The sequence below is a fragment of the Ruegeria sp. BG6 genome (assembly GCF_056538465.1).
Map to the genome: position 1 here is coordinate 45603 of NZ_JBQFTB010000016.1, position 24364 is coordinate 69966.

Here is a 24364-nt window from a genome sequence, read left to right on the forward strand (position 1 = left end):
TTCCTGAAAGACTACAAGGAACTGTTTAAAAAAACTGTGACACAAACGCGGGCTCCTGCATTATTACACAGGATGAAATTAAGATAGAGCATAACCTTGATTAACTATTTTGGATACGGCTCTAATATGAATTTTACTTCATTAAGAGCCAAAGGCGTCACACCTTCGGCGTCCCGTGCGGCGATGCTCAGGGGGTGGCGTTTGACGTTCAATGTCGAGCATTTCTTTCGCCACGAAGGGGGCGTTGGAAATATCGAGCACACCGGAAACCCACAGGACCGGGTTCTGGGCGTTCTGCATTGCTGCAACGAGGCCGACCTTGCAGCGCTCGACCAGATGGAAGCCTTTGGCGTGGGGTATGACCGGACTGTGGTCGACATCGAAACTGTTCAGGGGACCGAGCGGGCGCTGGCCTATGTTGGCTTGCCGGATTTTGTCAACGACGCCTGCCTGCCAACACGCCGCTATCTGAACATTCTGGCGCGCGGGGCGTCCGAGGCCGGCATTGACCCGGAATACATTGCGGCGCTGAACCGGCATCCGGTTCTTCAGCCACCGGTCCTGCCCGCCTTTGACCCGGGACCTGTTCCCCGTGTCATTGACCACACCGGGCTTGCCCGGCACCTGACGGTGTTGGCGGGATCTGTCTTTGACATGACGAATGCGCGTCCGGCGCAATCTATCGGGAAGGACTGGTTCGGCGGCAGGGAAGTCACGGTTTTTTTGCTCAAGCGACTGGACACCAGCGACGGGACCGAATGTCTCGAAGATATCCTGAACGACCGGCTGCGACCGGACCAGAAAGACTGTCTGAACACATATCTGCACGCCTTTGCGGATGAGTATCAGTATGCAGGTCAATTCGACTATACTTCCCTGCCAGCCGAAAAAAGGCTAGGATAGGGCTTTTTAAAGGGGGGTATTATGGGCCATCTGGCAGCGTCTCCGCATGGAGTCATCTCGGAACCTTTGCCTGACATTTTTTTCGTCACCGGCACACGAGAGATGCATTTCAATGATATTGACTGGCAGTTCAGCCGGAACATGACGATAGTTCGCGAAGGTGACAGGCTGATATTGTTCAATGCGGTCAGGCTTTCCGATGACGGGTTGAAGGCGCTGGAGCAGTTGGGCCGGATTACCGACGTCGTTCAGGTCGGTGGTTTGCACGGAGCCGACGATGCCTTTTACCGGGACACATTTGGCGCGACCTACTGGGCCCAGCCTGGTGCCGGTCAGGAAGGCGTTCCGGTGGATCGTGAACTGGTCGAAGGCGGCGAACTGCCGGTATCAGGTGCGCAGCTTTTCACCTTCAAGACCACCAAGACCCCCGAATGCATTTTTGGGCTCGACCGGGACGGCGGCGTAATGATCGCGTGCGACGCTTTGCAGAACTATCTGAATCCAGACGAATTCTTCAGTAAGGATTCTGCCGAAATGATGGAAGGCATGGGGTTTTTTACACCGGCCAATGTCGGCCCGGTCTGGATGCAGGTGTCTGAACCTCAGGCCGAAGATTTTCAGCGCTTGTCGGCTCTGGAATTCCGGCACGTTTTCTGTGGCCACGGTGCGCCGGTGTTGGGTGGCGCGTCTGACGCCTACAAGGCGACTTTCAAGCGGCTTTTTGAATTTTGACTAAAGTGAGCGTGTGCAAACGGCACGCGCGCATCCTTTTACTTTTGGCCCGCCCCTCGGGAGCGTGCCCAAGACCTATTGTTTGTTCACAGAGGAATTCGTCATGACGAGCGCAAATTGGAAAGCAAATCCGTCTTCCGATCAGTGGAATGATCCAAACAACTGGGACACAGATCAGATACCGACTGGAAACGCCCAGTTCGGAGGTTCCTCTCATACCGCGATAACCTTCACTCCTGATTCAATGGCTCAGATCGAGTGTCTTGAGTTTTCGGAACAGTCGGATGCCTATTCATTCACAATCCGGGATCTTGCCAAGCAGCCCGCGCTGACGATCACCGGGCGCGGCATCGTCAATCAATCGCTCAATACCCAAAGCTTCATCGTGGCGTCCTTTGGAACCTACAACCAACCTCAGCTGAAGTTCACCGGTTCTGCATCCGCTGGCGAGGGGCCGGTCAGTTTTTACGCAGGCCCTCCGTCGCTGGAAACGACCTACGGGGGCGGCACGATCGCCTTTCATGACGACGCCGATGCCGGGGCCGCGTACTTCACCCTCAGAACCGGGAAAGTGCCCCCTCCGGACAGAAACAGCAGTCTTGGTGGCACAGTAAAATTCAGCGAACGTGCCCGCGCGGGAACCGCGACCTTTTCGATTTTTGGAACTCTGGGCAGCGACGGGGATACCTTTGCCAATGCCGTGTTTCATCAGGCGGCATCTGCGGATCGGGGCACTTTCATCAATCACGGTGGCACTGTCCCGGGCGGTGATGGCGGCAACACGCAGTTTTACGACTATTCGACCGCCGGACAGGCGACCTACCTGAATTTTGGCGGCACCGCAGTGGATGCGGACTGGCATGGGGCCAATGGCGGTGACGTCGCTTTTGACGGCTGCGCGACAGGCGGGCAGGGAAAGTTCAACAACTACCCGGCTACAATCGACGGTGCGCATGGCGGCGTGACCAGTTTCAACAACAACCCCAACTATCCTGCGATGGACAATCCCGGCGCATCAGCGGGCGACGGGACCTATATCAACTATGGTGCAACAAAAGACTGGCCCGGAGGCGGCGGGCATACCGAATTCACAGCGCGCTACGGTTATGCCACAGCCGCCAACGCAACCATTGTGAATTTCGGAAGTGCCGTAAACCGCAACTCGGGCGCGGGGCATACGATCTTTTCAATCAAACCCCCGAACGAATTCTTTTCCAGTGCCGGTAAGGCGACAATCTGGAACCACCCCGGTCAGGCTGGCGGCTATACGATATTTGAATCTTCCTACGGCACCGGCGCGCCAAATCTTCCACCGACCGCAGAAACTGCGATCTTTCACAATCTGGGCGGCAATGAACCGGGTCAGGAGGGCGGATATACCTCGTTCACGGATGTGGGCACCGCAGCCAGTGCCACTTTGATTGCTTATGCCGGGGCGCGCGGCGGCGATGGTGGTCAGGTCCTGTTTTCCGACAAATCTACCGGAGGCTCGGCAACGGTTCAGTTGATCGGCAATGGCGTGCTCGACCTCAGCGGACATGATGGCGGTCTTGGTATCGGACAACTGGATTTGACCAATGGCATACTGAAGGTCCAGCTTGGTACGAACCCCACAACGCTCAGTGTTTCCGGGGCCGTAAACGTAAATCGTTCCCCGGTAACGTTGGTTTTTTCCTTCCCTCGCGGCCATGGTCTGAAAAACGGGGTTGAGTACCCCGTTCTTCAGGCTCCGAACATGGCTGAACTGGATGTGGCGCAATTCGTTGGAAATGCCATAGATGGCAATTCACCGACATTTGTGATCACCGGTGACACCCTGAAGGTATCCTACTAGGCCGCGTCCGAGTTTAAGCGGGCTTGTGCCCGAAGGGTACCTTGCAGAAAACACTGGACAGAGCTGTCTATTGATGCTGTTCTCTAATGGACAGTTATGAACAGTACTGTGCCTGTCCGGATCAAAAGCACTCAGGGAAGGAAATGGACCGATGAAGTCACACTATCGTGCGGTCGTTATTGGTGGCGGCGTTGTCGGCGCGTCTGTTTTGTACCATCTGGCCAAATTCGGCTGGAAAGATGTCTGTCTGATCGAGCGGAACATTTTGACCGCGGGCTCAAGCTGGCACGCCGCAGGCGGCTTTCACGCCCTGAATGCGGACCCTAATATCGCTGCATTGCAGGCCTATACGATCGACCTGCTGTCCGAAATCGAAAAGGAATCCGGACAATCCGTCGGGATGCACATGACTGGTGGCCTCACCCTGGCGGGAACACCCGACCGATGGGAATGGTTGCAATCGGCGTATCGGACATTTCAGGCCATCGGCATCGACGACGTGCGTCTCGTGTCGCCCAAAGAGGCCAAAGAACTGTGCCCGATCATGTCCGATCACGGGATTCTGGGCGGCATGTGGGCCGAGCGCGAAGGATATATCGACACCACCGGCACGGTCCATGCCTATGCGGGCGCGGCCAGGAAGCACGGTGCAGAAGTCATAGAACACAACCGAGTTCTGGAATTGAACCAGGCCCAGGGCGGATGGGAGGTTGTGACCGAAAAGGGGACGATCCACGCCGAACATGTTGTCAACGCCGCGGGCCTGTGGGCCAAGCAGGTGGGTCGCATGGCCGGTATCGAACTGCCGGTCTCGCCGCTGAACCATCATTACCTGATCTCCGACACGATCCCGGCCGTCGAGAAGCTGGAACGAGAACTGCCGTTGGTCGTGGATCTCGAGGGCTTTACTTACATGCGGCAGGATCAGAACGGCATCCTGCTGGGCATTTACGAGATCGATCACGAACACTGGATGATGGACGGCGCGCCCTGGGAATACGGATTCGAGTTGCAGCAGGAGGACCCGGATCGGATTGAAAAAGAACTGACGCTGGGTTTTGAGCGTTTCCCGGATCTTCAGCATGTGGGCGTCAAAACATGGGTGAACGGCGCCTTTACCTTTTCACCGGACGGCAACCCCCTGGTCGGTCCGGTACGCGGCAAGCCCGGCTACTGGTGTGCCTGCGCGGTGATGGCAGGTTTTCTGCAAGGCGGCGGCGTCGGGAAGTCGCTGGCGGAATGGATGATCCATGGCGAGCCCGAGGCGGATGTCTTTGGCATGGATGTCGCGCGCTACGGGCCATTTGCCGAGAACAGACAATACATCAAGGAAACCACCGGTCAGTTTTACACCCGGCGGTTTGTGATGACCTATCCGAACGAGCAATTGCCGGCCGGCCGGCCGCTGAAAATGGCGCCTGCCTATTCGGACATGACCGAAGCGGGCTGCCAGTGGGGCGCCAGTTGGGGACTTGAGGTTCCGCTGTACTTCGCCCCCGACAAGGGTTTTGCAGAAACACCAACCCTTAAACGATCCAACGCATTCGATCTCGTGGCCGAGGAGTGTAAAGCCGTTCGAGAAACCGTCGGGCTGCTGGACATCTCCGGATTCTCGCGTTTCGAAATCTCTGGTCCCAATGCAGAAGCCTGGCTGGACAATCTGATGGCCAGCAAGTTGCCTGGACCCGGACGGGCAAGACTGGCCCCAATGCTGTCCCCCGAAGGCAAGCTGAAAGGTGATTTGACAGTCTTCAACTGGGGCGACGGCACATGGTGGATCATGGGCAGCTACTACCTGCGCGAATGGCACATGCGCTGGTTCAATACCTACCTGACCGATGGTGTCACGATCCGCGACATTGCCGATGATATTGTTGGGTTCAGCCTGTCGGGGCCAAACAGCCGCAAGGTTCTGGAAAAACTGACGGATGGCCCTATCAACGACCTTCGGTTTATGGGGTGCGGTACGTTCGATATCGGACTGATCCGCGCCAAAGTCGGCCGGCTTTCAGTAGCGGGAGAGCTGGGATACGAAATCCACTGTCGAGCGGCTGAACACATCGCTCTGCGAAAAACCCTTCTGAAGGCCGGAGCGGATCTGGGCATACGTGAAGTTGGTTTCAACGCGTTGCTGTCACTGCGGCTGGAAAAGAGTTTTGGCGTCTGGTCGGCCGAGTTTACGCAGGCGTACACGCCCGCGCAAACGGGAATGGATCGCTGGATCGACTGGTCCAAATCGTTCATCGGAAAGTCCGCGGCCGAAGCGGAACGCACGGCCACACCGGATCAGGTCATCGTCACGGTTGAGATCGACAGTCAGGATGCGGATGCCAGCGGTTATGAACCTGTTTGGAAAGATGGCAGGCGCGTGGGCTTTGTCACATCGGGTGGATACGGGCACACAGTACGGAAATCGCTGGCAATGGCCATGGTGGATCGGGAATGTGCCGAGGAAGGGACCAAGTTGCAGATCCATGTGGTGGGCGTTGAAAAAACGGCGCGTGTGATCGCCGCATCGCCCTATGATCCCCAAGGTCTGGCGATGAGAGGGTGATGCGATGAGCCCAGAAAGCAACGGCCGGGGTGGCAGGCGCAGGGGACGCGGAGGTAAGGCTGATAAGGCCCCGGCGCGCGATGTGAACTACCGCCAGCTCAAAAACCCGTTTCCGGCGATGGACGTGTTTTCGGCAGATGAGATTGCAAACATGCACGCAACTGCCTTGCGATTGCTGGAAGAGCTGGGCGTGAAAGTTCTGCTGCCCGAGGCACGGGCTATTTTCGCAGAGGGCGGTGCTCGCGTCGATGAGGACACCGAAATGGTGTATATCGGACGCGACATGGTCGACGCGGCGCTGGCAACGGCGCCAAAGTCCATCACCTGCCGCGCGGGGGCGCGACATCGGGATGTGACACTGGAGCTTGGCAGCCTTGTATTTCAGGCCGGGGCAGGGGCACCCAACGCGACCGACCTCGAACGGGGGCGGCGCGCGGGATCAGCGCGGGACTACAAGGAATACACGCAGATCAACCACCACTTCGATGTGTTTCAGATGCTGTCACCTTCGGTCGAACCTCAGGATGTGCCGACCCATCTGCGGCACTATTTCACGACCGAAGTTCAACTGACGCTGTCAGACAAGTTTCCGTTCCTGTTTTCCCGTGGCACACCGCAGGCAATGGACAATTTTGAGATGCTGAGGAACTTTCGGGGTCTGTCGGACGATGAATTCCTTGCCACGCCACATGCATACACGATTATTAACACCAATAGTCCCCGTACACTCGACATCCCGATGGCGCAGGGCCTGATCGATTTTGCCCGACACGGGCAACTTTCGATTGTCACGCCCTTCACGCTGATGGGTGCGATGGCTCCGATCACGGTGGCCGGGGCGATTACGCTCAGCCATGCCGAGGCGCTGGCGGCGATCACGCTGACCCAGCTGGCCCGTCCGGGTGCGCCGGTCTGCTACGGCACGTTCACGTCCAATGTCGACATGAAATCCGGGGCGCCCGCCTTTGGGACACCTGCGCATTTTCACGCCTCGCTCGCGGCCGGGCAGCTGGCGCGTTTCATAGGTTTGCCCTGGCGTTCGGCTGCCGGTTCAGCGTCCAATCTGAACGACGTGCAGGCGGCAAACGAAAACCAGTTTGGCCTGTGGGGATGCCTGATGGCCGGGGCAACGGTGATCATTCATTCCGCAGGATGGCTCGAAGGTGGGCTTAGTGTTTCCTACGAAAAACTCATCACCGACGCCGAGGTTCTGAACATGGTGGCCGAACTTTGCGCCGGGCGCGCGGCGGGGGCCGATGAAATCGGACTGGATTCGGCACTGTCGCAGGTAGAACCCTGTGGACACTTCTTTGCCGCGCCGCAGACAATGGAGCGTTACAACACCGAATTCTATGAACCGATTGTGCACGACTATGCCAATTTCGGGACTTGGAGCGAACGCGGCTCAGTTGACGCCTCGGTGCGGGCGACCAAGGTCTGGAAAGATATTCTTGCTGCAGACAAAAGACCCGATTTGGATGGTGCACGGGTCGAAAACCTGAAACAGTTCATCGCAAAGCGCACGGCGGAAGGCGGTGCACCGCCGGAGAGTTGAATGAACAAGCGTGCCCAACCCATTTTGAACCGGGATGACCCGGAAAAGGACCCGCTGGTCGGAAACATCAAGGTCACGCGTGAAGACTGGCTGAACCTGTCGCGCGACGTTCTGGTTCACGAAGGTGTTGCCGAGCTGAAGATACTGTCTCTGGCCCGTCGGCTTGGGGTCTCGCGGTCCAGCTTTTACTGGTACTTCGAGGACAGGGCCGATCTTCTGGCAAAGCTTCTGGAGGAGTGGGAGGCGCGGAACACGCAAACGATCGTAACCCACTGCGCAAAACCCGCGCCAGATATCTGTGCTGCGGTTTGCAATTTCTTCCGCTGCTTTGTGACCTCGGATCTGTTCGATCAGGGGCTGGATTTTGCGGTGCGGGAATGGGCGCGCCGGGACGATCAGGTCAATGCTCTGATCGACGCCGCCGATAAAACCCGACTGGACGCCATAACCGAAATGTACGCGCGCCACGGCTACGACGCAGGCGACGCAGATGCGCGGGCCCGCATCCTGTATTTCATGCAGATCGGATATCACGCGGCAGAAATGCGCGAAACCATGGAGGTGCGGGTCAGCCGGATCGAAGGGTTCCTGAAGGGTTTTACCGGAAAGGAACCTTCAGCTGAGTTGATTCAGAGTTTCGTGGCCTATTCACTGGCAATGGATAAGAAAGAATGACGCGGTATTCGGCATTTCAGGTTTTTCGCGAAGGTTTGCGCGGTCAGAAAGGCTGGGCCAAAGCCTGGCGGTCTGCCACGCTGAAACCAGCCTATGATGCGGTGATCATCGGCGGTGGCGGGCACGGGTTGGCAACCGCCTACTACCTTGCCAAAAACCACGGGATGACCAATGTCGCCGTACTTGAAAAAGGCTGGCTTGGCGGCGGCAATACCGGGCGAAACACCACCGCGATCCGCTCCAACTACTTTTATCCTGAAAGCGCCGCGCTTTATGATTTTTCGGTCCGGTTGTACGAACGCCTGTCCAAAGAGCTGAACTACAACGTCATGTTCTCGCAACGCGGTATGCTTGTGACCGCTCATTCCGAGCATGACATGGAAATGGCCGCGCGGCAGTACAACGCCATGCGTCTGAATGGCATAGATGCCGAGCTGCTGAGCCGGGAAGAGATCCGCAAGCGGGTTCCTGTTCTGAACTTCCGGGACGATGCGCGTTATCCGATTCATGGTGGTGTCAATCAGCCGCGTGGCGGAACCGGTCGGCACGACGCGGTTGCCTGGGGATATGCGCGCGCGGCCGACCAATTGGGCGTAGACATCATTCAGAACTGCGAAGTGCAAGGCTTTGTGATGGAGGCCGGGCGTTGCGTCGGTGTGCAGACGTCATTGGGTGAAGTGCGCGCGGGCGTGATTGGCGCTTCCGTGGCCGGACATTCGTCTGTTCTGGGGCAAATTGCCGGGTACAAATTGCCCATCCATTCCTATGCGCTGCAGGCGTTTGTGTCCGAGCCGTTGAAACCGGTTCTGGATACCGTCGTGTTATGCCCGGCACTGGGAACTTATGTCAGCCAATCCGACAAGGGCGGGCTGGTGGTCGGCGGCGGACTGGACCGAGTGCCGTCCTACGGTCAACGCGGCAACCTGCCGATGCAGGAAGTCGTTTTGGGCGGGCTGGCCGAGATGATGCCGGCCTTGGCCAAGGTGAAGCTTCTGCGCCATTGGGCCGGGATCGTCGACGTGACGCCCGACAGTTCTCCGATAATCGGGCCGTCGGGTGTGGATGGCATCTATCTCAATTGCGGCTGGGGTACCGGTGGCTTCAAGGCGATCCCGGCGGGCGGGTATCTGCTGGCACATCTGATGGCCACGGGCGGCCATCACGAGATCAGCCGCCCCTTTGACATCAGCCGTTTCGCAACAGGCGCGCTTGTGGATGAAAGCGCGGCCTCTGGCATTCCGCACTAGGAGGTTGAATTGCAGATATTTCCCTGTCCCTTTTGCGGTCCCCGGGACGAGCGCGAATTTCACTTTGCAGCCGAGGCGGGAAAAACCCGCCCGGATACCAGCGGCGCGGTTTCCGATGCGGAATGGGCAGGCTATCTGCACATGCACCGCAACGATAAGGGAGTGGTCCGGGAAATCTGGATGCACACAACCTGCGCCGAAGTGTTCCTGTTGGAGCGTGACAGTGTGACGATGGATGTCCTTGGCTCGACCCCTCTCAGAAAGGTCGCGCCATGACGTCATTTCGCACTACTTCGGGCGGGCTGATTGATCGGACCCGGCCGCTGAATTTCACATTCGATGGCAAACCCTATCAGGGATTTGCTGGCGACACTGTGGCTTCGGCGCTGATGGCCAGCGGCGCGCGTGTGATGGGGCGCAGTTTCAAGTACCATCGTCCGCGCGGTGTCTGGAGTGCCTGGGTGGATGAGCCCAACGCGATCATGACAGTCACCTTGAACGGCCGCGAACTGCCCAATTGCCTGGCCACAACCACGCATCTTGAGGAGGGGATGCAGGTCCGCGCGGTCAATGCCTGGCCCACTGCACAGTTCGATATCAAGGGCGGCCTTGATTTCTTTCACCGTTGGTTGTCTGCCGGGTTTTATTACAAAACCTTCATCTGGCCCGACTGGCATCTGTTTGAACCATCGATCCGGAAAATGGCCGGATTGGGCGCAGTGTCGACGGACGTTTTCGACGGCTATTCCTCGGACAAAACTCATGCGCATTGCGACACGCTGGTTGTGGGCGCGGGCCCGGCAGGGCTGGTCGCTGCCCGCACTGCCGCAGAGGCCGGGCAGGACGTCGTTCTGGTCGATGATCATCCGGAAACCGGCGGCAGCGCCTATCAGTTCGAGGCGATTGAATCCGGGGCGCCGGTAGAATGGGTTACATCGCAAAGAATGGCCATCGAGTTGGCAGGCGGGCGCATCCTGACATCGACCACAGCTTTTGGGGTCTATGACCACGGTTTGGTTGGGCTGGTTGAAAACGGCCCTTTCGGCACCGCTCCGCGCCTATGGCGGATGAGGGCAGGGCGCGTCATTCTGGCCAGCGGGGCTTTGGACCGGCCGATAACGTTTGCCAACAATGACCGGCCGGGCGTGGTGTCGCTGATGGGCGCGGCCGAGTATCTTGCGCGGTATGGTGTTCTGGCCGGGCGGGAGGTTGCGGTTCTCAGCAATCACTCATTGGCCGATCCGATCATTGCCAAGCTCAAGGACACCGGGGCGCGGGTCGTCCAAATCGACCCTTCGACGGGACCGGTCAAAGTTTCTGGCGGCAAGTCTCTGAAATCAATCTTTGCAGGTGACAGAACCTATCCGGTCGATACCGTGCTGAGCTCAGGCGGGTTGACGCCGCTGGTGCATCTGTGGCGGCACGCTGGGGGTAAACTGGATTGGTGCGCCACGCGGCAGACCTTCCTGCCTGGTGCCGCACCTGGCGGGATGGTCGCAATCGGCGCGGCCAACGGCACCTACGATCTGAACGCAGCGCTGGATGAGGCAAGTGCGGCCGGTCGGGGCGAAACTACAACACGTCCGGACACCACTATTATCCTTAACCCGTTGTGGCCAACACCCGGCTCGAAAGGGCGCCAGTGGATCGATTTTCAGCATGATGTCACGCTCAAAGACGTGGAACTTGCCGCCCGCGAAAACTTTGTCTCGGTCGAGCATCTGAAACGCTACACGACACTTGGGATGGCGTCGGATCAGGGCAAGACATCAAACATGGCCGGGCTTGCGGCCATGGCAGCCATTCAGGACCGGCCAATCCCCGAGGTTGGCACCACAACCTTCCGTCCCCCCTTTGTGCCGGTCCCGATAGAGACCTACCATGGGGCGCGAACCAAGGAACTTTGCAATCCGCTGAAACGCTTGCCGCTGGAACCGCAGCACCGCGCGCTTGACGCGGCGCTTTGTGAATATGGCGGGTGGCTACGCCCGGGATGGTACGGCAACGGAACGCCGGAACAGTTGATCCGGGCCGAGGCAGTGCGCACTCGCGAGAGCGCGGGCATTCTCGATGGCTCTCCCTTAGGCAAGATCGAGGTAATGGGCCCGGATGCCGAAGCCTTTGTGAATTTCATCTTTTATAACACCATCAAAACACTCAAACCCGGTGCAATCCGCTACGGATTCATGCTGACCGAAGGCGGCATCGTTTATGATGACGGGGTGATCTCGCGGTTGGATCAGAACCGGTTTGTGATTTCCTGCTCGTCCAGCCACGTGGACAGCGTGCGCATGCACCTGGAATCCTGGCGTCAGGATGGCAACGACCCCGATCGTATTTTTGTGCACGACCTGACCCATCAATATGTCACGGTTACGGTCACCGGGCCCAAAGCCCGGGAAATCCTGACGGTTCTCGATCTGGGCATTGATCTGTCCGCTCAGGGGTTCCCGCACATGAACTTTCGCGAAGGGAGCTTCAATGATGCCTCTGTTCGGGTATCACGTGTCAGTTTTACCGGCGACCTCAGCTATGAAATCTCGGTCCCTGCATCGTCTGGGCGCAGCCTGTGGCAGGCCGCAGTTAAGGCGGCTGCGCCTTTCGGCGCCGCCCCTGTCGGCATCGAGGCAATCTCGGTCCTGCGAGCCGAAAAAGGCTATATCATGATCGGCAAGGACACGGATGGAGAGACCATGCCGCACGATCTGGGTTATTCCATGCCCCGGGAAAAGAAGAAAACCCCATTTGTCGGGGACCGCAGCCTTCACACCGCCACGGCCAACCGTTTGGACCGCAAGACACTGGTCGGCCTGACAGTTCCGGCGGGCGAACCGGCCATTCCGACCGGCGCGCATATGGTGACCGGTGACACACCACCCCGCTCGCTGGGTTATGTGACATCAAGCTATGACAGTCCAAGTGTCGGCGCGCCGATTGCATTGGGGTTGATGGAAAGCGGTGCAGAACGAACAGGCGAAATGATCGACATCTGGCACGATGGCCAGCGACGCAAGGCGACGTTGTGCGCGCCTTGCTTCTACGACCCGGAAGGGGAGCGTCTGAATGCGTGACGACCGGAACAAATGGGCCCCCGCCGGGTTATACAGGCAAGAGATTGATTTGGGGTTAACCGCTATGTCCCGAGTGCATCTCGAACGCCAGACCCTGATGTCCGGCCCCGACCTTGCCTCGCGGTCGGTGCCCCCGTGCACCGGCTGGCCTGATGTCGTGGCAGATGACGTCTACACCATCGCCCTGCGTCGCGACAGATTGCTTGAGATCAACGGAGCAGACCGACAGGAAGGCTGGCACGAAGAACAGAACATGGCTGTTTCTGACGTTTCGCACGCCTATTCGGTTTTTGACCTGAGTGGGCCGGGGGCGATGGAGTTGCTACAGCGCGGAACCGAAATCCGGCTTGATCAGCCATCCAAAAGCGCGGTCCGTCGATTTTTCGGGTTCGAGGTCATTCTCTACCGCGTTCAATCGGAAACCCGGTTTCGCCTGCATATCGCAAATGCACACGACCACGCATTGTGTGAGTTTCTTACCAAAGCGGCCAATGCTTTCTGACAGTATCTGTGTCGCGAGCGAAGGCCCGTTTCGGGCAGATGAATGGTCGTTCGGTTGATCAGCGAGTGGGGCAAAAACCCACGTTTGGCTTGACTTGGCTTCCCCAAGCAGGAACCGTTAAGTCAGAGGGGTTTATCGGGCTCGGTGGGCATTCCGCTATCTGGCCCGCCAGCTTCCGCAGGAGGGCCAGGAACATGTATCGCCTTCGTCTATTTTCGGTCCGGCATTCGGGTACATTTGAAAAAATTTACAAGTACGTGGAAAGGGCGATGGTTGCGCTTGACCCGCTGTTCGACCGGATCGGATATCACCGGGTGGAAAAACCTGTTGCGCTGGTTGAACGGGGTGTGAAATCGCTGCTGTTTGATTGCCGCATGTGCGGTCAATGCGTTTTGTCATCGACCGGTATGTCGTGCCCCATGAATTGCCCGAAACAGTTACGCAACGGCCCCTGCGGCGGGGTTCGGCCCGGCGAATACTGCGAAGTGAAACCGGACATGAAATGCGTCTGGGCATTGGCCTGGAGCGGGGCGAGCCGGATGAGCAGCGGTGCGGCACAGATCAATGAGGTTTTGCCTCCGGTCGAGCACACCTTGCAGGGGACGTCTTCGTGGCTGCGTGTCAGCCGGGAAAAAGCGATGCGTGCGCGGGATCAACGTGACCTGGCCAAACAAGCCCTGGCGCAGTCCTTCCCCGAGGCCCGGTCGATGGAGCCGGTTGCCGCACCTTTGGCGCAGGAACCTGAAAATATCGGGAGCGGTAAGAAATGACGGGTCATATCGAAGCGCTGGACACTCATTCATCCCGTTCCGCACTTCCGGAAGAATTTGTCTCACACAGTCGTCTGGAAAAAGTCCTGCGGTCTGGCCGGTTTGCCGTCACGGCCGAATTGAACCCTCCTGACAGCGCCGATCCGTCCGATGTCTACGATGCCGCCCAGCCGCTCAGCGAGGTTGCCGACGCTATCAACGCAACGGATGCTTCGGGTGCCAACTGTCACATGTCCTCGATCGGCATATCCGCGTTGCTGACACGGGCCGGGTACTCGCCCGTCTATCAGATCTCCTGCCGTGATCGTAACCGCATCGCAATTCAGGGCGATGTGCTGGGCGCCGCCGCGCTTGGTGTCAGCAACGTCCTCTGCCTGACGGGCGACGGGGTCGGTGCAGGGGATCAGCCCGGCGCGAAACCGGTTTTTGACTTTGATTCTCTGACGTTGCTGCGCACCATCCGCTCGATGCGGGACAACGGAACCTTTTTGTCGGGGCGCAAAATAACCGCGCCGCCGCAGATGTTTCTGGGCGCAGCCGAGAACCCATGTATTCCCCCGTATGAATGGCGTCCAAACCGATTGGCCAAAAAGATCACTGCCGGGGCGGATTTCATCCAGACCAACTATATTTTCGACATGCCGTTGTTCGAATCTTTCATGTCTCGTGTCCGGGACGAAGGATTGGACAAGAAAGTGTTCATTCTGGCGGGGGTCGGCCCGCTGGCATCGGCCCGAGCGGCCCGCTGGATGCGCAACAACGTGCCCGGGATTCATATCCCGGACGCGGTCATCGAACGGCTTGAAAAAGCGGACAATCCCAGCGAGGAAGGCAAAAGGATCTGCATTGAACTGCTTCAGCAGGTACAGCAGATCAGGGGCGTCGCGGGGGCGCATGTCATGGCTTATCGACGCGAACATATGGTTGCCGATATCATCCGCGAAGCCGGAGTTCTGCACGCCCGCCGCAGGACCAACCGATGACACGGGCGCGCGCGTCCAAGCGCAGCAAACTTGGATTGTGGCAAAGAATTTGAATATCATTGGAGCATTGAACAACAAAACCGAAAGACAGCGGCGCTGGCTGTGTGCGCCTTTGGCGGTCTAATTCAAGGGAAGGTCTGCATCATGAAAATTGACGGCAAGCATTACCGCTCGCTCTGGTTCAACACAGAAAAGGATGTGCTGGAGATCATTGATCAGCGATGGCTGCCGCACAAGCTGGTGATCCGGCCTGTCGACACGATGGATGCCTTTTGCACCGCAATCGTGGAAATGAGCGTGCGTGGCGCGCCTTTGATCGGAGCGACCGCCGCCTACGGCATGGCTCTGCAAATGCGGCTGGACCCGTCGGATGCGGCAATGGATCAGGCCTGGGAAACGCTGAACGCCACACGACCGACCGCGATCAACCTTCGGTGGGCGTTGGACCGGTGCCGCACGGCTATGCGTCAGCTGGCCCCGTCTGACAGGGCGGCAGCGGCATTGCAACTGGCCCATGACATTGCGGACGAAGATGTCGAGATCAATCGGATGATCGGTGTCCACGGACTTGAACTGATCCGCGACATTGCAGCGAAGAAGCCCGAAGGCGAACCGGTCCGCCTGCTGACCCATTGCAACGCCGGCTGGTTGGCGACGGTCGATTGGGGCACCGCCACCAGCCCGATGTATCACGCCCATGATGCGGGTATTCCCATCCATGTGTGGGCCGATGAAACCCGGCCGCGCAACCAGGGTGCGCTGACATCATGGGAACTGGGCAATCACGGCGTGCCGCACACCTATATTGTCGACAACGCAGGCGGGCACCTGATGCAGAACGGGCAGGTCGACATGGTCATTGTCGGCACCGACCGGACCACCCGCCGCGGCGATGTCTGCAACAAAATCGGAACCTATCTCAAGGCGTTGGCCGCCCATGACAACAATGTGCCTTTCTATGTGGCTCTGCCGTCGCCGACCATTGACTGGACGGTCAGTGACGGCGTTCGCGAAATCCCGATCGAGAAACGCGATCCGCGCGAAGTTACGCATATCTGGGGCAGGGACGATGCGAACGAGATTTCTTCGGTGCAAGTGACGCCTGACGGAACAGAAGGCATGGATTTTGCGTTCGACGTCACACCCGCGCGGCTTGTCACGGGGCTGATCACCGAACGTGGCGTATTCGAAGCTTCAGAGGAAAGTCTGGCAGCGGGGTTCCCCGAGATGCAGCGCGGCGCAGCCTGATGTAGCAGCACGTATCTGGCAGAAATCCCTCAAAATGCGGTTGCGGCAATCTTTGCTCTTGCGTTCCGTTCGCCGCTGGTGAGTATCTGCACCAGCCCGAGACGCGACAGCCCACGATCGGCCTGAGCGAAGGCGTATCCATGTTCGGCGCTATTGTCAGAAACACCGCAGATGGGCAAAGTAACAAAGACGAACACTGACATTCGATGTTTGAATTTGATTTGTTCGATTTGGGTTCAAATTCTAAGCGAAACAACGGTGAACACCTTGAATAAACTAAAGCAAATCTCAAAGGATATTAAATCTATTCGAGAGGTTCTTAACAGGACCCGTTCGATTGAGAAGTATCAGGAATTCCTATCGGAAAGATTGAACGCCATCGAAGTCCGTCTGGGCGGCAGTGGCCAACCCGTCGGTATGCCCGAGATTCTGCCGGAATCAACCTCTGCCGTTCAGCTTGCAAACGGCCAACTCCACTTTGACTATTCGTATGGCCTTGAAACCCGAGACCTTAAAACCACAGCCGCTGGCAAAAAACTGTTGTCGATTCTGAACAAGGATCAGGAAGTTCAAAAGGCGCACTTGCAGGCGATGAATGAACTGGCACCCTTCTACAGTGCGATTCCCGCCGACGGATCGCCGGATGACGTGGACCCGTTCTGGAAAAATGACTGGTTCGAAAGCCTCGATGGCGCTTCGCTCTATTATTTCCTGAAGGCGCGCAACCCTGAAATCTATATGGAAGTCGGTTCGGGGAACTCGACCAAATTTGCACGCAAGGCCATCAAGGACCACAACCTTCGGACCCGCATCATTTCGGTCGACCCATACCCCCGCGCGAATATCGACGAGATCTGCGACGAGGTCATCCGGGAACGCTGTGAAGACGTCGATATTGAACGCTTTGCGACGCTCAAGGGCGACGATATTTTGTTTGTCGACAACAGCCACCGCAGCTTTCAGGGCTCGGATGTAACTGTTTTCTTCACAGAAATTCTGCCCAACCTACAAAGCGGAGTGCTGTACGGTATCCACGACATTTTCTTGCCGCTGGATTACCCACATTTTTGGAAAGAACGGTGCTATAACGAGCAATACCTGCTGATGGCATTCCTGTTTGGCGGTCTGGACGGCGGCACTATCCAGTTTCCGGTACATCACCTGGCTGATAGCGGGCTTGCCTCGGAAATTCTGAACGAAGATCTTGTACCCGGCGGCGGCTTCGGCGGCGCGTTCTGGATTTCGAAGTAAACAATCGGCTTTTCGCGCGTCAATTGCGTCGCAAAGATTGCGCCAAAACGCAACAATCGCAGCCAGATGACGCGCGGATCGAACTTCGCATACTGGCACCAGCCTGGTATCAAAAAAAGATAAATTCATCCACGTGGAACGGATGAAACGCCTGAGCTTTGCCTGTGCTGATGCCATTCGCTTTGGCCTGGTGAGGGGCGGCTTCCTGCGCCCTTGCCGCCCGGATACGTGCCCGCTCAAGCTCTGCCCAAAGAAAAAACAGGCCCTCACGTTTCCCTACCAGGGATTCCGGCACCAAGCGCCGCGATTTTTTGACTTTCTGCTCGATTTTCGCCTCCGGGCTTTGCACCCCTTTTGCACATTTCTAACAATGCGGCAAAATTTGGGCAACGAAATTCCCGGAGGACGTCGGGTTATGCGCTGATATATGCCCGGAAAGCCTACTTTCCGTTCATATCCTGCCACCCACATGACGTTTTGACAGTGTATGAACCGAGGCTAGTTTGCCCTGTTCACCATGTTCGTCACGCTTGTTGCCGCGAAGAGCAAGGCAGCCACACAAACGATTGTTGGCCCGGCAGGCGTATCGAATTCCAGGGCAGCGCGTAGCCCCCCAATAACCGATAAGGTGCCGATCACGGCAGCTATCACCGCCATGCTTTCAGGCGTACGGGCCAGAGGCCGGGCTGCTGCCGAAGGGATGATCAGCATTGCGCCGATAAGCAACACGCCAACAACCTTGATGGCAACTGCAACCGTGACAGCCAGCGCCAGCGTGAGAAACAACTGCTCTCGTCTTGGGTCAATACCGCTTGCATAAGCCAGATCGGTGTTGAGGGTCGCCGTCAGCAATGCCGACCAGCGCCACGAAATCAACAGAACAACCAGCGCCGCACCGCCCCAGATCACAGCCAGATCACCGCGTGATACGGCCAGAATATCGCCAAACAGATAGGCCATCAGGTCTATTCGCACCCCTGACAGAAACGAAACTGCGACCAGACCGAAGGCAAGTGCGGAATGGGCCAGTACCCCCAACAAGGTGTCCATCGTGTATCCGCGCCCGGACAGGAACGTCACAGTCAGCGCCAGTAGAAGCGCAACGGCAGTCGCGCCTGCAAAGATCGACACCTGAAAAGAAAGGGACAAGGCAACCCCCAGAATTGCGGCATGGGCGGTTGCATCGCCGAAATAGGCCATGCGCCGCCAGACCACAAAAGAACCCAAAGGTGCCGCTGCGCACGCTACACCAACCCCGGCCAGCGTGGCGCGCGTCAAAAAATCATCCAGCATTACTCGGCAGCCTCCTTCGAAGCGTGATCATGACCATGGTCGTGGTCATGGCGATACAGTGCCAGTGCACCACCTGTCCCCGAACCGAACAGGGCCCGGTATTCCGGCGCGGTTGCCACCGTTGCAGGCGTACCTTCGCAACAGACGTGGCCGTTCAGGCATATGACACGGTCCGAGGCGCTCATGACCACGTGTAGATCGTGGCTGATCATCAGTACGGCGCATCCGGTCTCGGCACGGGTGGCTTCGATCTGTTGATAAAACGCTGCAGAACCCGGTTGATCGAGCCCCTGAGTCGCCTCGTCCAGCAACAGCAACTCGGGCTGATTCAGCAAAGCCCGCGCCAGCAGGACGCGCTGGAACTGCCCACCGGACAGTTGTGACATTTGCTGCCCCGAAAGATCGGGAACGCCCGCACGTTTCAGCGCTTGTCTGCAGGCCGATCGATCAACCGCGCCCGGAAGACGCATGAACCGTTCCACCGTGATCGGAAGCGTAGGGTCGATATGCAGCCGCTGCGGCACATAACCCAGCCTCAGCCCGGGTTTCAGCCGTACACGGCCAGTCGAAGCACGCGTCGCCCCGATCAGGGACCGCAGCAGGCTTGTCTTTCCAGATCCGTTTGGCCCGACTATCGTGACGATCTCACCCGGATTTATCGACAGGTTCACATCGCGCAGCACGGTTTTTGCGCCGTAGCGGATGCTGAGGCCTTCAATGGTTGCCAGACTCATGAACTTGCTTTCCCAACGCAGGTCGGGCACAGGCCTTCTACTTCGATGATAGTTCGTTCGATCCGGAATCCGGATGTCTTGGCAGCTTCTCCCAACGCCCCTTTTTCGGGGGTGGATTGTGCCTCGGCGACTATTTCGCAGTTTCGGCAGATCATGAAGGCAGGGGCGTGCGCTTCGCCGGGATGGGCGCAGGCAACGAACGCGTTCAGTCGTTCGATTTTGTGAACGAATCCATGCTCAACCAGAAAATCCAACGCACGATACGCGACCGGTGGTTGAGATCCGAAACCTGCCTCGCGCAGCCTTTCAAGGATCGCATAGGCGCCAAGCGCCTTGTGGTCTTCCAGCAGCACTTGCAACACCTTGCGTCGAACGGGTGTAAAGCGAAGGTTCTCTTTCTCACAACGCGCATCTGCCGACGCAATCGCGTCGGTAACGCAGGCCGAATGGTCATGCTGTTCGAACCCGACGCTGACGGCTTCCTCGCGGTTCTGCAAGTCACTTGTCATGTTATTACATATCGTATAATTGAGCGATTAATGTTATAAAATCACATAGGGAACCCCATGTCCAGAAAGCTTCTTTCCCTGTCCATCAGCGCAACCTTGTTTGGAAGTGTGGCGTGGGCTGATACACCGAATGTCGCAGTTGATATCGCGCCCGTGCATTCACTGGTCGCGCGGGTAATGGATGGTGTCGGCAGCCCGGTTCTGATTGTTCAACCCGGAGCTTCGCCGCACGAATACTCCCTGCGCCCTTCGGACGCCGCTGCACTGCAAGACGCGGACTTGGTGTTTTGGGTCGGAGAAGACCTGACACCCTGGTTGGAAGGGGCAATCGAAACGCTTTCGGAAAACGCAGATGTGACATCCCTGATGGAGGCTGAGGGCACGGTCGAACTGGAGCTTCGCGAGAGCGCGTTGTTCGAGGCGCATGACCATGAAGCACATGCCGACTCGGACAATCACGATCACGATGACCACAATGATCATGAAAACCATGATGAACATGATGACGATCATGCCGAAGAAAAAGATCATGACGACCACGATCACGACGAACATGCTGAACACGATCATGGGTCACACGACACTCATGTCTGGTTGTCACCCGAGAACGCGGCAATCTGGCTGAACCTGATCGCCGGGAAGCTCTCAGCCTCTGATCCGGACAATGCAAGTGCCTATTTCTCGAACGCTGCGGCGGCACGGGAAGAAATCGAAGCCCTGAAAACCGAGATCAACGAGATATTGGAACCGGCGCGCGGGAAAGAGTTCATTGTCTTCCATGATGCCTACCAATATTTCGAAGTTGCCTTCGATATTCCGGCCGCCGGGGCAATTTCGCTTTCTGATGCCTCCGATCCCAGCCCGGCACGGATCGCCGAGATTCAGGGCCGCATTCATGCGGAGGGCATCGACTGTGTGCTGACCGAACCTCAGTTCGACCCCAGACTGGTCCAGACGGTTCTGGACGGGACCGAGGCCAATACCGGCGTCAGCGACCCGATCGGCGCAAATATCGAACCGGGTCCATCGTTTTATCCTCAACTTCTTCGTAATCTTGCAACTACCCTCTCGGATTGCCTTTGACCATCCGGCCTGCATTCCCCTGAAATCGGAGTGCAGGCCGAAACCTCGCAAGGTAACCATTCGGTTGACCGGAGGATTCATTTGAATTCGCCGATTTTCAGCGCAACGCTTTTCGCGCAGCAACTCCTCGGCTACACTTCTCTCATTGATAACGAGTATTTACCGCTGTCCCGGCATTCATTTGTTTGTTGAGAGGAAAAGTCATGAGCAAACGTCCCACAAAATCGCGGAAGTCAAAGTCTGGCGGAAAGTCCAGCTTGCCAAAAGCGCTTGTTGCGGCCCCGCGGCTTGGTAACCGGGTGCTGAACGCTCACAGGGACATGACTGACCTGCGGGACAGAGCATATAAGCCAACATTGCGACAGCTTCGCCTGACGATGGATCCGCCGCATCCCGATCTAAGCCCCATACGGGATCAGGGACGGGAAGGGGCTTGTACCGGGTTTGCCCTGTCCAGTGCGATCACCCTGATGAACCGGCAGCGCCACGCACGGATCGATCCGTCCGCACAGGTCCCGATGGCCAGTGCACGCATGCTGTACGAGATGGCCAAAATCAACGATGAATGGCCCGGGGAAGACTACGAAGGGTCCAGCATCCGTGCGGCCTTGAAAGGGTTCTACCACAACGGCGTCTGCAGCGACGAAACCGCACCGTACCAGGATGGTGACTCCGGCTGGCATCTGACTGTTGAGCACGCCAAAGAGGCCCGCAACCTTGGACTGGGCGCATATTATCGCATGCGCCCAGAAATTATCGACTACCACGCCGCTTTGAATGAGGTTGGCGTCATCTACGTGTCCGCGCGGATTCACCGGGGATGGCGAAATCCGGCGGATGGCGAAATCGAACCCTCATATTTCAGCGAGGGCGGACACGCCTTCATCATCGTCGGCTATAATGAACGCGGGTTCCTGATCCAGAATTCATGGGGCGAGGACTGGGGCGGCTTCGATGGCCGTCCGGGAATTGCCCTGTGGAAGTATGAAGACTGGTCCGCCACCATTATGGATGCCTGGGTGTTGCGCCTGGCGGTTCCGACGCCGGACGCCTTTGACCTGACAATCAGCAATCCATCACCGCAATCTCGAACCCTGTTCGGTTCACAGGAAGTCCGCGCGCCCCGGCACGAAGACATCATCGGACACATCATCCATCTCGATGACGGTCAGCTTAGGGAAACCGGGAAATACCCGACACCGATGACGACCATACAGGAGACTGCGGACTTTCTGTCCGACGAAGCCGCAACGGCTGAGCGTGGGTACGAACATCTGCTGTTCTACGCGCATGGTGGCCTGAACAACGCCAACGCCTCGGCCAATCGCGTCCGGAAAATGAAGGAAGTGTTCAAGCGCAACGGAATTTACCCCATCCATTTCATGTGGGAGACCGGTTTTTTTGAATCGCTCACAGATGTCGTCTTTTCGTCGCGCAGTAGGGCCGAGGCTCGGGTCGGCGGCCTGTCGGATTTCTTCGATACCGCCCTGGAATCCTTTGCCCGGAAACCGGGAACAGCTGTATGGCGCGACATGAAATGGGACGCCCGGGAAAGCTTTAGGGCCGGGGGCGGCGGGCGTAAAGCTGTCAAGGCACTTCTAAAGGGCAACGCGCAGCGGTCCGAACCCCTTCAGATCCATTTTGTGGGTCACAGCGCGGGCTCGATACTTCTTGCGCATATGCTGGATGCCATGGACAAAATGAACCCGCTCAACACCCCGGTTGAATCATGTTCCCTGATGGCTCCGGCCTGCACCGTTGATCTGTTCAAGAAAAGCTATCACCCCAGAATACGCAAAGCCGGAGTAGCCAGCGGTGTCACAAACCTTTGGCAGTATAACCTGATCGATCAGCGCGAACAGGATGACAGTGTCGGGCCCTATCGGAAATCCCTGCTGTATTTCGTGTCCAATGCATTTGAAGACCAAAAGGAAATGCCGATCCTGGGCATGGACAAGTTTGGCAAAAAGGTTCCCGGGAAGAAGGGCTACAAAGTGCACTTTGCCGGGCGTGCATCATCTATAACGGACAGTCACACCCATGGCGGATTCGACAATGATCGCAAGACCATGAACGATATTCTCAAAAATATCCTTGGAAAAAAACCGTCACCGGCGAACGGGTTCCAGCCCAGCGATCTTGTCGGTTACTGACATGCGCTCTGGCTAGAACGCAGACATCAGTTCAGTAAGCGACCGAGGACGGAAACTGGGCCAATGCGGTAGCCCCTGAACTGTGTTGTTTCACCGGTCCAGGCAGGCATCCGGAGAACCGCTGTTCCCGCACCTTTTCCGGAGTGTTGTTGTACATTGTCCGAAAGGACCGACCCAGGGACGTGATCGACGAAAACCCGGTCGCGGCAGATATTTCTCGCAATGACATGTCCGTATTGCGCAGCAGGCTGTTTGCACGCTCCAGCCTCAGCGCCCTGTAAGTGCACAGCAGCTTTGTTCCTGTTTTGCTCAGAAACCTTCGCTGAAGCTGCCGGGTCGACGTACCCAGAACGGTCGAGATGTCAGGGATTTTCAGCGGCTCTTCAATGTGGGTCAGCATAGTGTCCACGGCCTGCCTGACCAGTGGGTCTGCGCCCGACCGTTGTATAAGCCGGATGGCCAGTTGGCTTTGGTATTGTGGTCCCGACTCCGTCAGACCGATATAGTCGCGCAGGGATTCCGCAATGTAGGCCCCGTGATCAAGCGACACGAATTCCGACATCAGCCGCAGAGAACTGAGCCGGGTCGAAGCACTGTGCATGCGACCGGTCGAAGCAAGATGCGTATCGGTTCCGCATTGCCGCAACCCGTTTTCCTGCGCTGCGGCGACAAAGTTTGAATGGACAGCGGCGTCTGTCTTGTCGGCCCGTCCCATCTGCGCCAGCAGCAGAACGGCGCCGCCAACCAGAATTGTTCTTGGTGCCAGGCTAAACACCTGCGAGGTCCAGTTGCGCTCGCGCGAGGAGAGTTTCCAGTTTTTGTGAATATCCCCCCAGAAAACCGCGGTCCGTCCGGCCCAGTACAAGGGTGTCCCCGCGCTTTCAACGGCGACACGCCGGATGTTTACCTTATAGGAGTGCCCCTCGATCAGATCGTTCAATGCGTCGTAGAATTCGACGATCATATCGGTGGATGGCAGTGAACCCGTTTCCTTTACGAAAACGTCAACTTCATGAACCTTCAGAGCCTTGAACGCGGCCGGTTCAGCCAGCTCGCTGCTGGCGTTTTTGGGGATATAGTGCTTCATCTCAATAACAGTGACCTGCTTTCAATTTGTGCACCGGAGTGTGGCTGCGGAGGTGGCTGAATGGTGCCCCCGCCGGATGTTTCCGGCGAGGGGTTTTATCTTTCACTCAGCGGCTTCTTCGTATTCTGACATTGGAGGGCATGTGCAGATGAGGTTTCTGTCGCCGTATGCGTTGTCGAC

At 57.6% G+C, this 24364-nt stretch carries 22 protein-coding genes; 16 read left to right on the top strand and 6 right to left on the bottom strand.

The features are described 5' to 3' along the window. Nucleotides 1-96: 96 nt before the first annotated feature. The 13 genes from ACR0JW_RS21110 to mtnA all read left to right on the top strand — a co-directional run bounded on the left by ACR0JW_RS21110 (nt 97) and on the right by mtnA (nt 16074). The gene (locus ACR0JW_RS21110) at nt 97-903 is read left to right on the top strand and encodes a gamma-glutamylcyclotransferase family protein (protein WP_480714402.1); all 807 of its coding nucleotides are present in this window, start codon (nt 97-99) and stop codon (nt 901-903) included. 21 nt (nt 904-924) lie between these two features. Beyond that, entirely contained in the window at nt 925-1635 is a 711-nt protein-coding gene (locus tag ACR0JW_RS21115; RefSeq protein ID WP_480714403.1) for an MBL fold metallo-hydrolase, read from the top strand. A gap of 103 nt (nt 1636-1738) precedes the next feature. Then, on the top strand, nt 1739-3469 hold the full coding sequence (locus ACR0JW_RS21120; RefSeq protein ID WP_170682427.1) for a hypothetical protein: 1731 nt from the start codon (nt 1739-1741) through the stop codon (nt 3467-3469). 151 nt (nt 3470-3620) lie between these two features. Further along, nucleotides 3621-6023 (top strand): GcvT family protein, encoded by a 2403-nt coding sequence (locus tag ACR0JW_RS21125; RefSeq protein ID WP_170825361.1) that lies wholly within the window; start codon nt 3621-3623, stop codon nt 6021-6023. Between the two features lie 4 nt (nt 6024-6027). Further along, entirely contained in the window at nt 6028-7578 is a 1551-nt protein-coding gene (locus ACR0JW_RS21130; RefSeq protein WP_480714404.1) for a trimethylamine methyltransferase family protein, read from the top strand. Further along, nucleotides 7579-8253, top strand: coding sequence for a TetR/AcrR family transcriptional regulator (locus tag ACR0JW_RS21135; protein WP_170613928.1), 675 nt, complete (start codon nt 7579-7581; stop codon nt 8251-8253). It begins immediately after the preceding gene. Further along, nucleotides 8250-9500 carry a sarcosine oxidase subunit beta family protein gene (locus ACR0JW_RS21140; protein ID WP_170613929.1) on the top strand — a complete coding sequence of 417 codons (1251 nt, stop codon included), beginning with the start codon at nt 8250-8252 and terminating at the stop codon, nt 9498-9500. Before ACR0JW_RS21135 ends, ACR0JW_RS21140 begins: the two co-directional genes overlap by 4 nt. A gap of 9 nt (nt 9501-9509) precedes the next feature. After that, nucleotides 9510-9776, top strand: coding sequence for a sarcosine oxidase subunit delta (locus ACR0JW_RS21145; RefSeq protein WP_170613930.1), 267 nt, complete (start codon nt 9510-9512; stop codon nt 9774-9776). Then, nucleotides 9773-12571: a 2Fe-2S iron-sulfur cluster-binding protein gene (locus ACR0JW_RS21150; protein ID WP_170825360.1), complete on the top strand. Its 2799-nt coding sequence runs from the start codon at nt 9773-9775 to the stop codon at nt 12569-12571. Before ACR0JW_RS21145 ends, ACR0JW_RS21150 begins: the two co-directional genes overlap by 4 nt. Continuing rightward, nucleotides 12564-13073, top strand: coding sequence for a hypothetical protein (locus ACR0JW_RS21155; protein ID WP_480714405.1), 510 nt, complete (start codon nt 12564-12566; stop codon nt 13071-13073). The genes ACR0JW_RS21150 and ACR0JW_RS21155 overlap by 8 nt, the downstream gene beginning before the upstream one ends. Nucleotides 13074-13342: 269 nt before the next feature. Then, entirely contained in the window at nt 13343-13843 is a 501-nt protein-coding gene (locus ACR0JW_RS21160) for a methylenetetrahydrofolate reductase C-terminal domain-containing protein (protein WP_480492313.1), read from the top strand. Then, nucleotides 13840-14826, top strand: coding sequence for a methylenetetrahydrofolate reductase (locus ACR0JW_RS21165; RefSeq protein ID WP_170682422.1), 987 nt, complete (start codon nt 13840-13842; stop codon nt 14824-14826). The genes ACR0JW_RS21160 and ACR0JW_RS21165 overlap by 4 nt, the downstream gene beginning before the upstream one ends. Before the next feature lie 144 nt (nt 14827-14970). Next, a complete protein-coding gene (gene mtnA, locus ACR0JW_RS21170) occupies nt 14971-16074 on the top strand; it encodes an S-methyl-5-thioribose-1-phosphate isomerase (RefSeq protein ID WP_170682421.1) in 1104 nt (367 codons plus the stop codon). 29 nt (nt 16075-16103) lie between these two features. On the opposite strand, the gene ACR0JW_RS21175 is transcribed toward mtnA, so the two are convergent. Beyond that, the gene (locus tag ACR0JW_RS21175) at nt 16104-16277 is read right to left on the bottom strand and encodes a hypothetical protein (protein ID WP_170682420.1); all 174 of its coding nucleotides are present in this window, start codon (nt 16275-16277) and stop codon (nt 16104-16106) included. Nucleotides 16278-16443: 166 nt separating this feature from the next. Between ACR0JW_RS21175 and ACR0JW_RS21180 the strand changes: the two genes are divergently transcribed. Then, nucleotides 16444-17325, top strand: a complete 882-nt coding sequence (locus ACR0JW_RS21180) for a class I SAM-dependent methyltransferase (RefSeq protein ID WP_480714406.1) — start codon at nt 16444-16446, stop codon at nt 17323-17325. A gap of 109 nt (nt 17326-17434) precedes the next feature. Here ACR0JW_RS21180 and ACR0JW_RS21185 read toward each other — a convergent pair whose 3' ends face one another. From ACR0JW_RS21185 to ACR0JW_RS21200, 4 genes are all read right to left on the bottom strand, one after another. Further along, nucleotides 17435-17674, bottom strand: coding sequence for a hypothetical protein (locus ACR0JW_RS21185; RefSeq protein WP_170682419.1), 240 nt, complete (start codon nt 17672-17674; stop codon nt 17435-17437). 149 nt (nt 17675-17823) lie between these two features. Beyond that, nucleotides 17824-18618: a metal ABC transporter permease gene (locus ACR0JW_RS21190; protein WP_170613936.1), complete on the bottom strand. Its 795-nt coding sequence runs from the start codon at nt 18616-18618 to the stop codon at nt 17824-17826. Then, nucleotides 18618-19352 (bottom strand): metal ABC transporter ATP-binding protein, encoded by a 735-nt coding sequence (locus ACR0JW_RS21195; protein ID WP_170682418.1) that lies wholly within the window; start codon nt 19350-19352, stop codon nt 18618-18620. The genes ACR0JW_RS21190 and ACR0JW_RS21195 overlap by 1 nt, the downstream gene beginning before the upstream one ends. Continuing rightward, entirely contained in the window at nt 19349-19861 is a 513-nt protein-coding gene (locus ACR0JW_RS21200; RefSeq protein ID WP_170682417.1) for a transcriptional repressor, read from the bottom strand. The genes ACR0JW_RS21195 and ACR0JW_RS21200 overlap by 4 nt, the downstream gene beginning before the upstream one ends. 57 nt (nt 19862-19918) lie before the next feature. Between ACR0JW_RS21200 and ACR0JW_RS21205 the strand changes: the two genes are divergently transcribed. Then, nucleotides 19919-20944: a metal ABC transporter solute-binding protein, Zn/Mn family gene (locus ACR0JW_RS21205; RefSeq protein WP_170682416.1), complete on the top strand. Its 1026-nt coding sequence runs from the start codon at nt 19919-19921 to the stop codon at nt 20942-20944. Nucleotides 20945-21264: 320 nt separating this feature from the next. After that, nucleotides 21265-23097 carry a C1 family peptidase gene (locus tag ACR0JW_RS21210; RefSeq protein ID WP_480714407.1) on the top strand — a complete coding sequence of 611 codons (1833 nt, stop codon included), beginning with the start codon at nt 21265-21267 and terminating at the stop codon, nt 23095-23097. A gap of 31 nt (nt 23098-23128) precedes the next feature. Here the strand turns inward: ACR0JW_RS21210 and ACR0JW_RS21215 are convergent, their stop codons facing one another. Beyond that, entirely contained in the window at nt 23129-24184 is a 1056-nt protein-coding gene (locus ACR0JW_RS21215) for a helix-turn-helix domain-containing protein (RefSeq protein ID WP_170682414.1), read from the bottom strand. Nucleotides 24185-24364 lie beyond the last annotated feature (180 nt).

What these genes read in the sequence shown, in the direction of transcription:
- ACR0JW_RS21195 (WP_170682418.1), bottom strand. Translation starts at nt 19,352, where the DNA reads ATGAGTCTGGCAACCATTGAAGGCCTCAGCATCCGCTACGGCGCAAAA.
- ACR0JW_RS21130 (WP_480714404.1), top strand. Translation starts at nt 6,028, where the DNA reads ATGAGCCCAGAAAGCAACGGCCGGGGTGGCAGGCGCAGGGGACGCGGA.
- ACR0JW_RS21205 (WP_170682416.1), top strand. Translation starts at nt 19,919, where the DNA reads ATGTCCAGAAAGCTTCTTTCCCTGTCCATCAGCGCAACCTTGTTTGGA.
- ACR0JW_RS21160 (WP_480492313.1), top strand. Translation starts at nt 13,343, where the DNA reads ATGGTTGCGCTTGACCCGCTGTTCGACCGGATCGGATATCACCGGGTG.
- mtnA (WP_170682421.1), top strand. Translation starts at nt 14,971, where the DNA reads ATGAAAATTGACGGCAAGCATTACCGCTCGCTCTGGTTCAACACAGAA.
- ACR0JW_RS21140 (WP_170613929.1), top strand. Translation starts at nt 8,250, where the DNA reads ATGACGCGGTATTCGGCATTTCAGGTTTTTCGCGAAGGTTTGCGCGGT.
- ACR0JW_RS21210 (WP_480714407.1), top strand. Translation starts at nt 21,265, where the DNA reads ATGACTGACCTGCGGGACAGAGCATATAAGCCAACATTGCGACAGCTT.
- ACR0JW_RS21125 (WP_170825361.1), top strand. Translation starts at nt 3,621, where the DNA reads ATGAAGTCACACTATCGTGCGGTCGTTATTGGTGGCGGCGTTGTCGGC.
- ACR0JW_RS21155 (WP_480714405.1), top strand. Translation starts at nt 12,564, where the DNA reads ATGCGTGACGACCGGAACAAATGGGCCCCCGCCGGGTTATACAGGCAA.
- ACR0JW_RS21190 (WP_170613936.1), bottom strand. Translation starts at nt 18,618, where the DNA reads ATGCTGGATGATTTTTTGACGCGCGCCACGCTGGCCGGGGTTGGTGTA.
- ACR0JW_RS21215 (WP_170682414.1), bottom strand. Translation starts at nt 24,184, where the DNA reads ATGAAGCACTATATCCCCAAAAACGCCAGCAGCGAGCTGGCTGAACCG.
- ACR0JW_RS21115 (WP_480714403.1), top strand. Translation starts at nt 925, where the DNA reads ATGGGCCATCTGGCAGCGTCTCCGCATGGAGTCATCTCGGAACCTTTG.
- ACR0JW_RS21165 (WP_170682422.1), top strand. Translation starts at nt 13,840, where the DNA reads ATGACGGGTCATATCGAAGCGCTGGACACTCATTCATCCCGTTCCGCA.
- ACR0JW_RS21175 (WP_170682420.1), bottom strand. Translation starts at nt 16,277, where the DNA reads ATGTCAGTGTTCGTCTTTGTTACTTTGCCCATCTGCGGTGTTTCTGAC.
- ACR0JW_RS21150 (WP_170825360.1), top strand. Translation starts at nt 9,773, where the DNA reads ATGACGTCATTTCGCACTACTTCGGGCGGGCTGATTGATCGGACCCGG.
- ACR0JW_RS21135 (WP_170613928.1), top strand. Translation starts at nt 7,579, where the DNA reads ATGAACAAGCGTGCCCAACCCATTTTGAACCGGGATGACCCGGAAAAG.
- ACR0JW_RS21200 (WP_170682417.1), bottom strand. Translation starts at nt 19,861, where the DNA reads ATGACAAGTGACTTGCAGAACCGCGAGGAAGCCGTCAGCGTCGGGTTC.
- ACR0JW_RS21120 (WP_170682427.1), top strand. Translation starts at nt 1,739, where the DNA reads ATGACGAGCGCAAATTGGAAAGCAAATCCGTCTTCCGATCAGTGGAAT.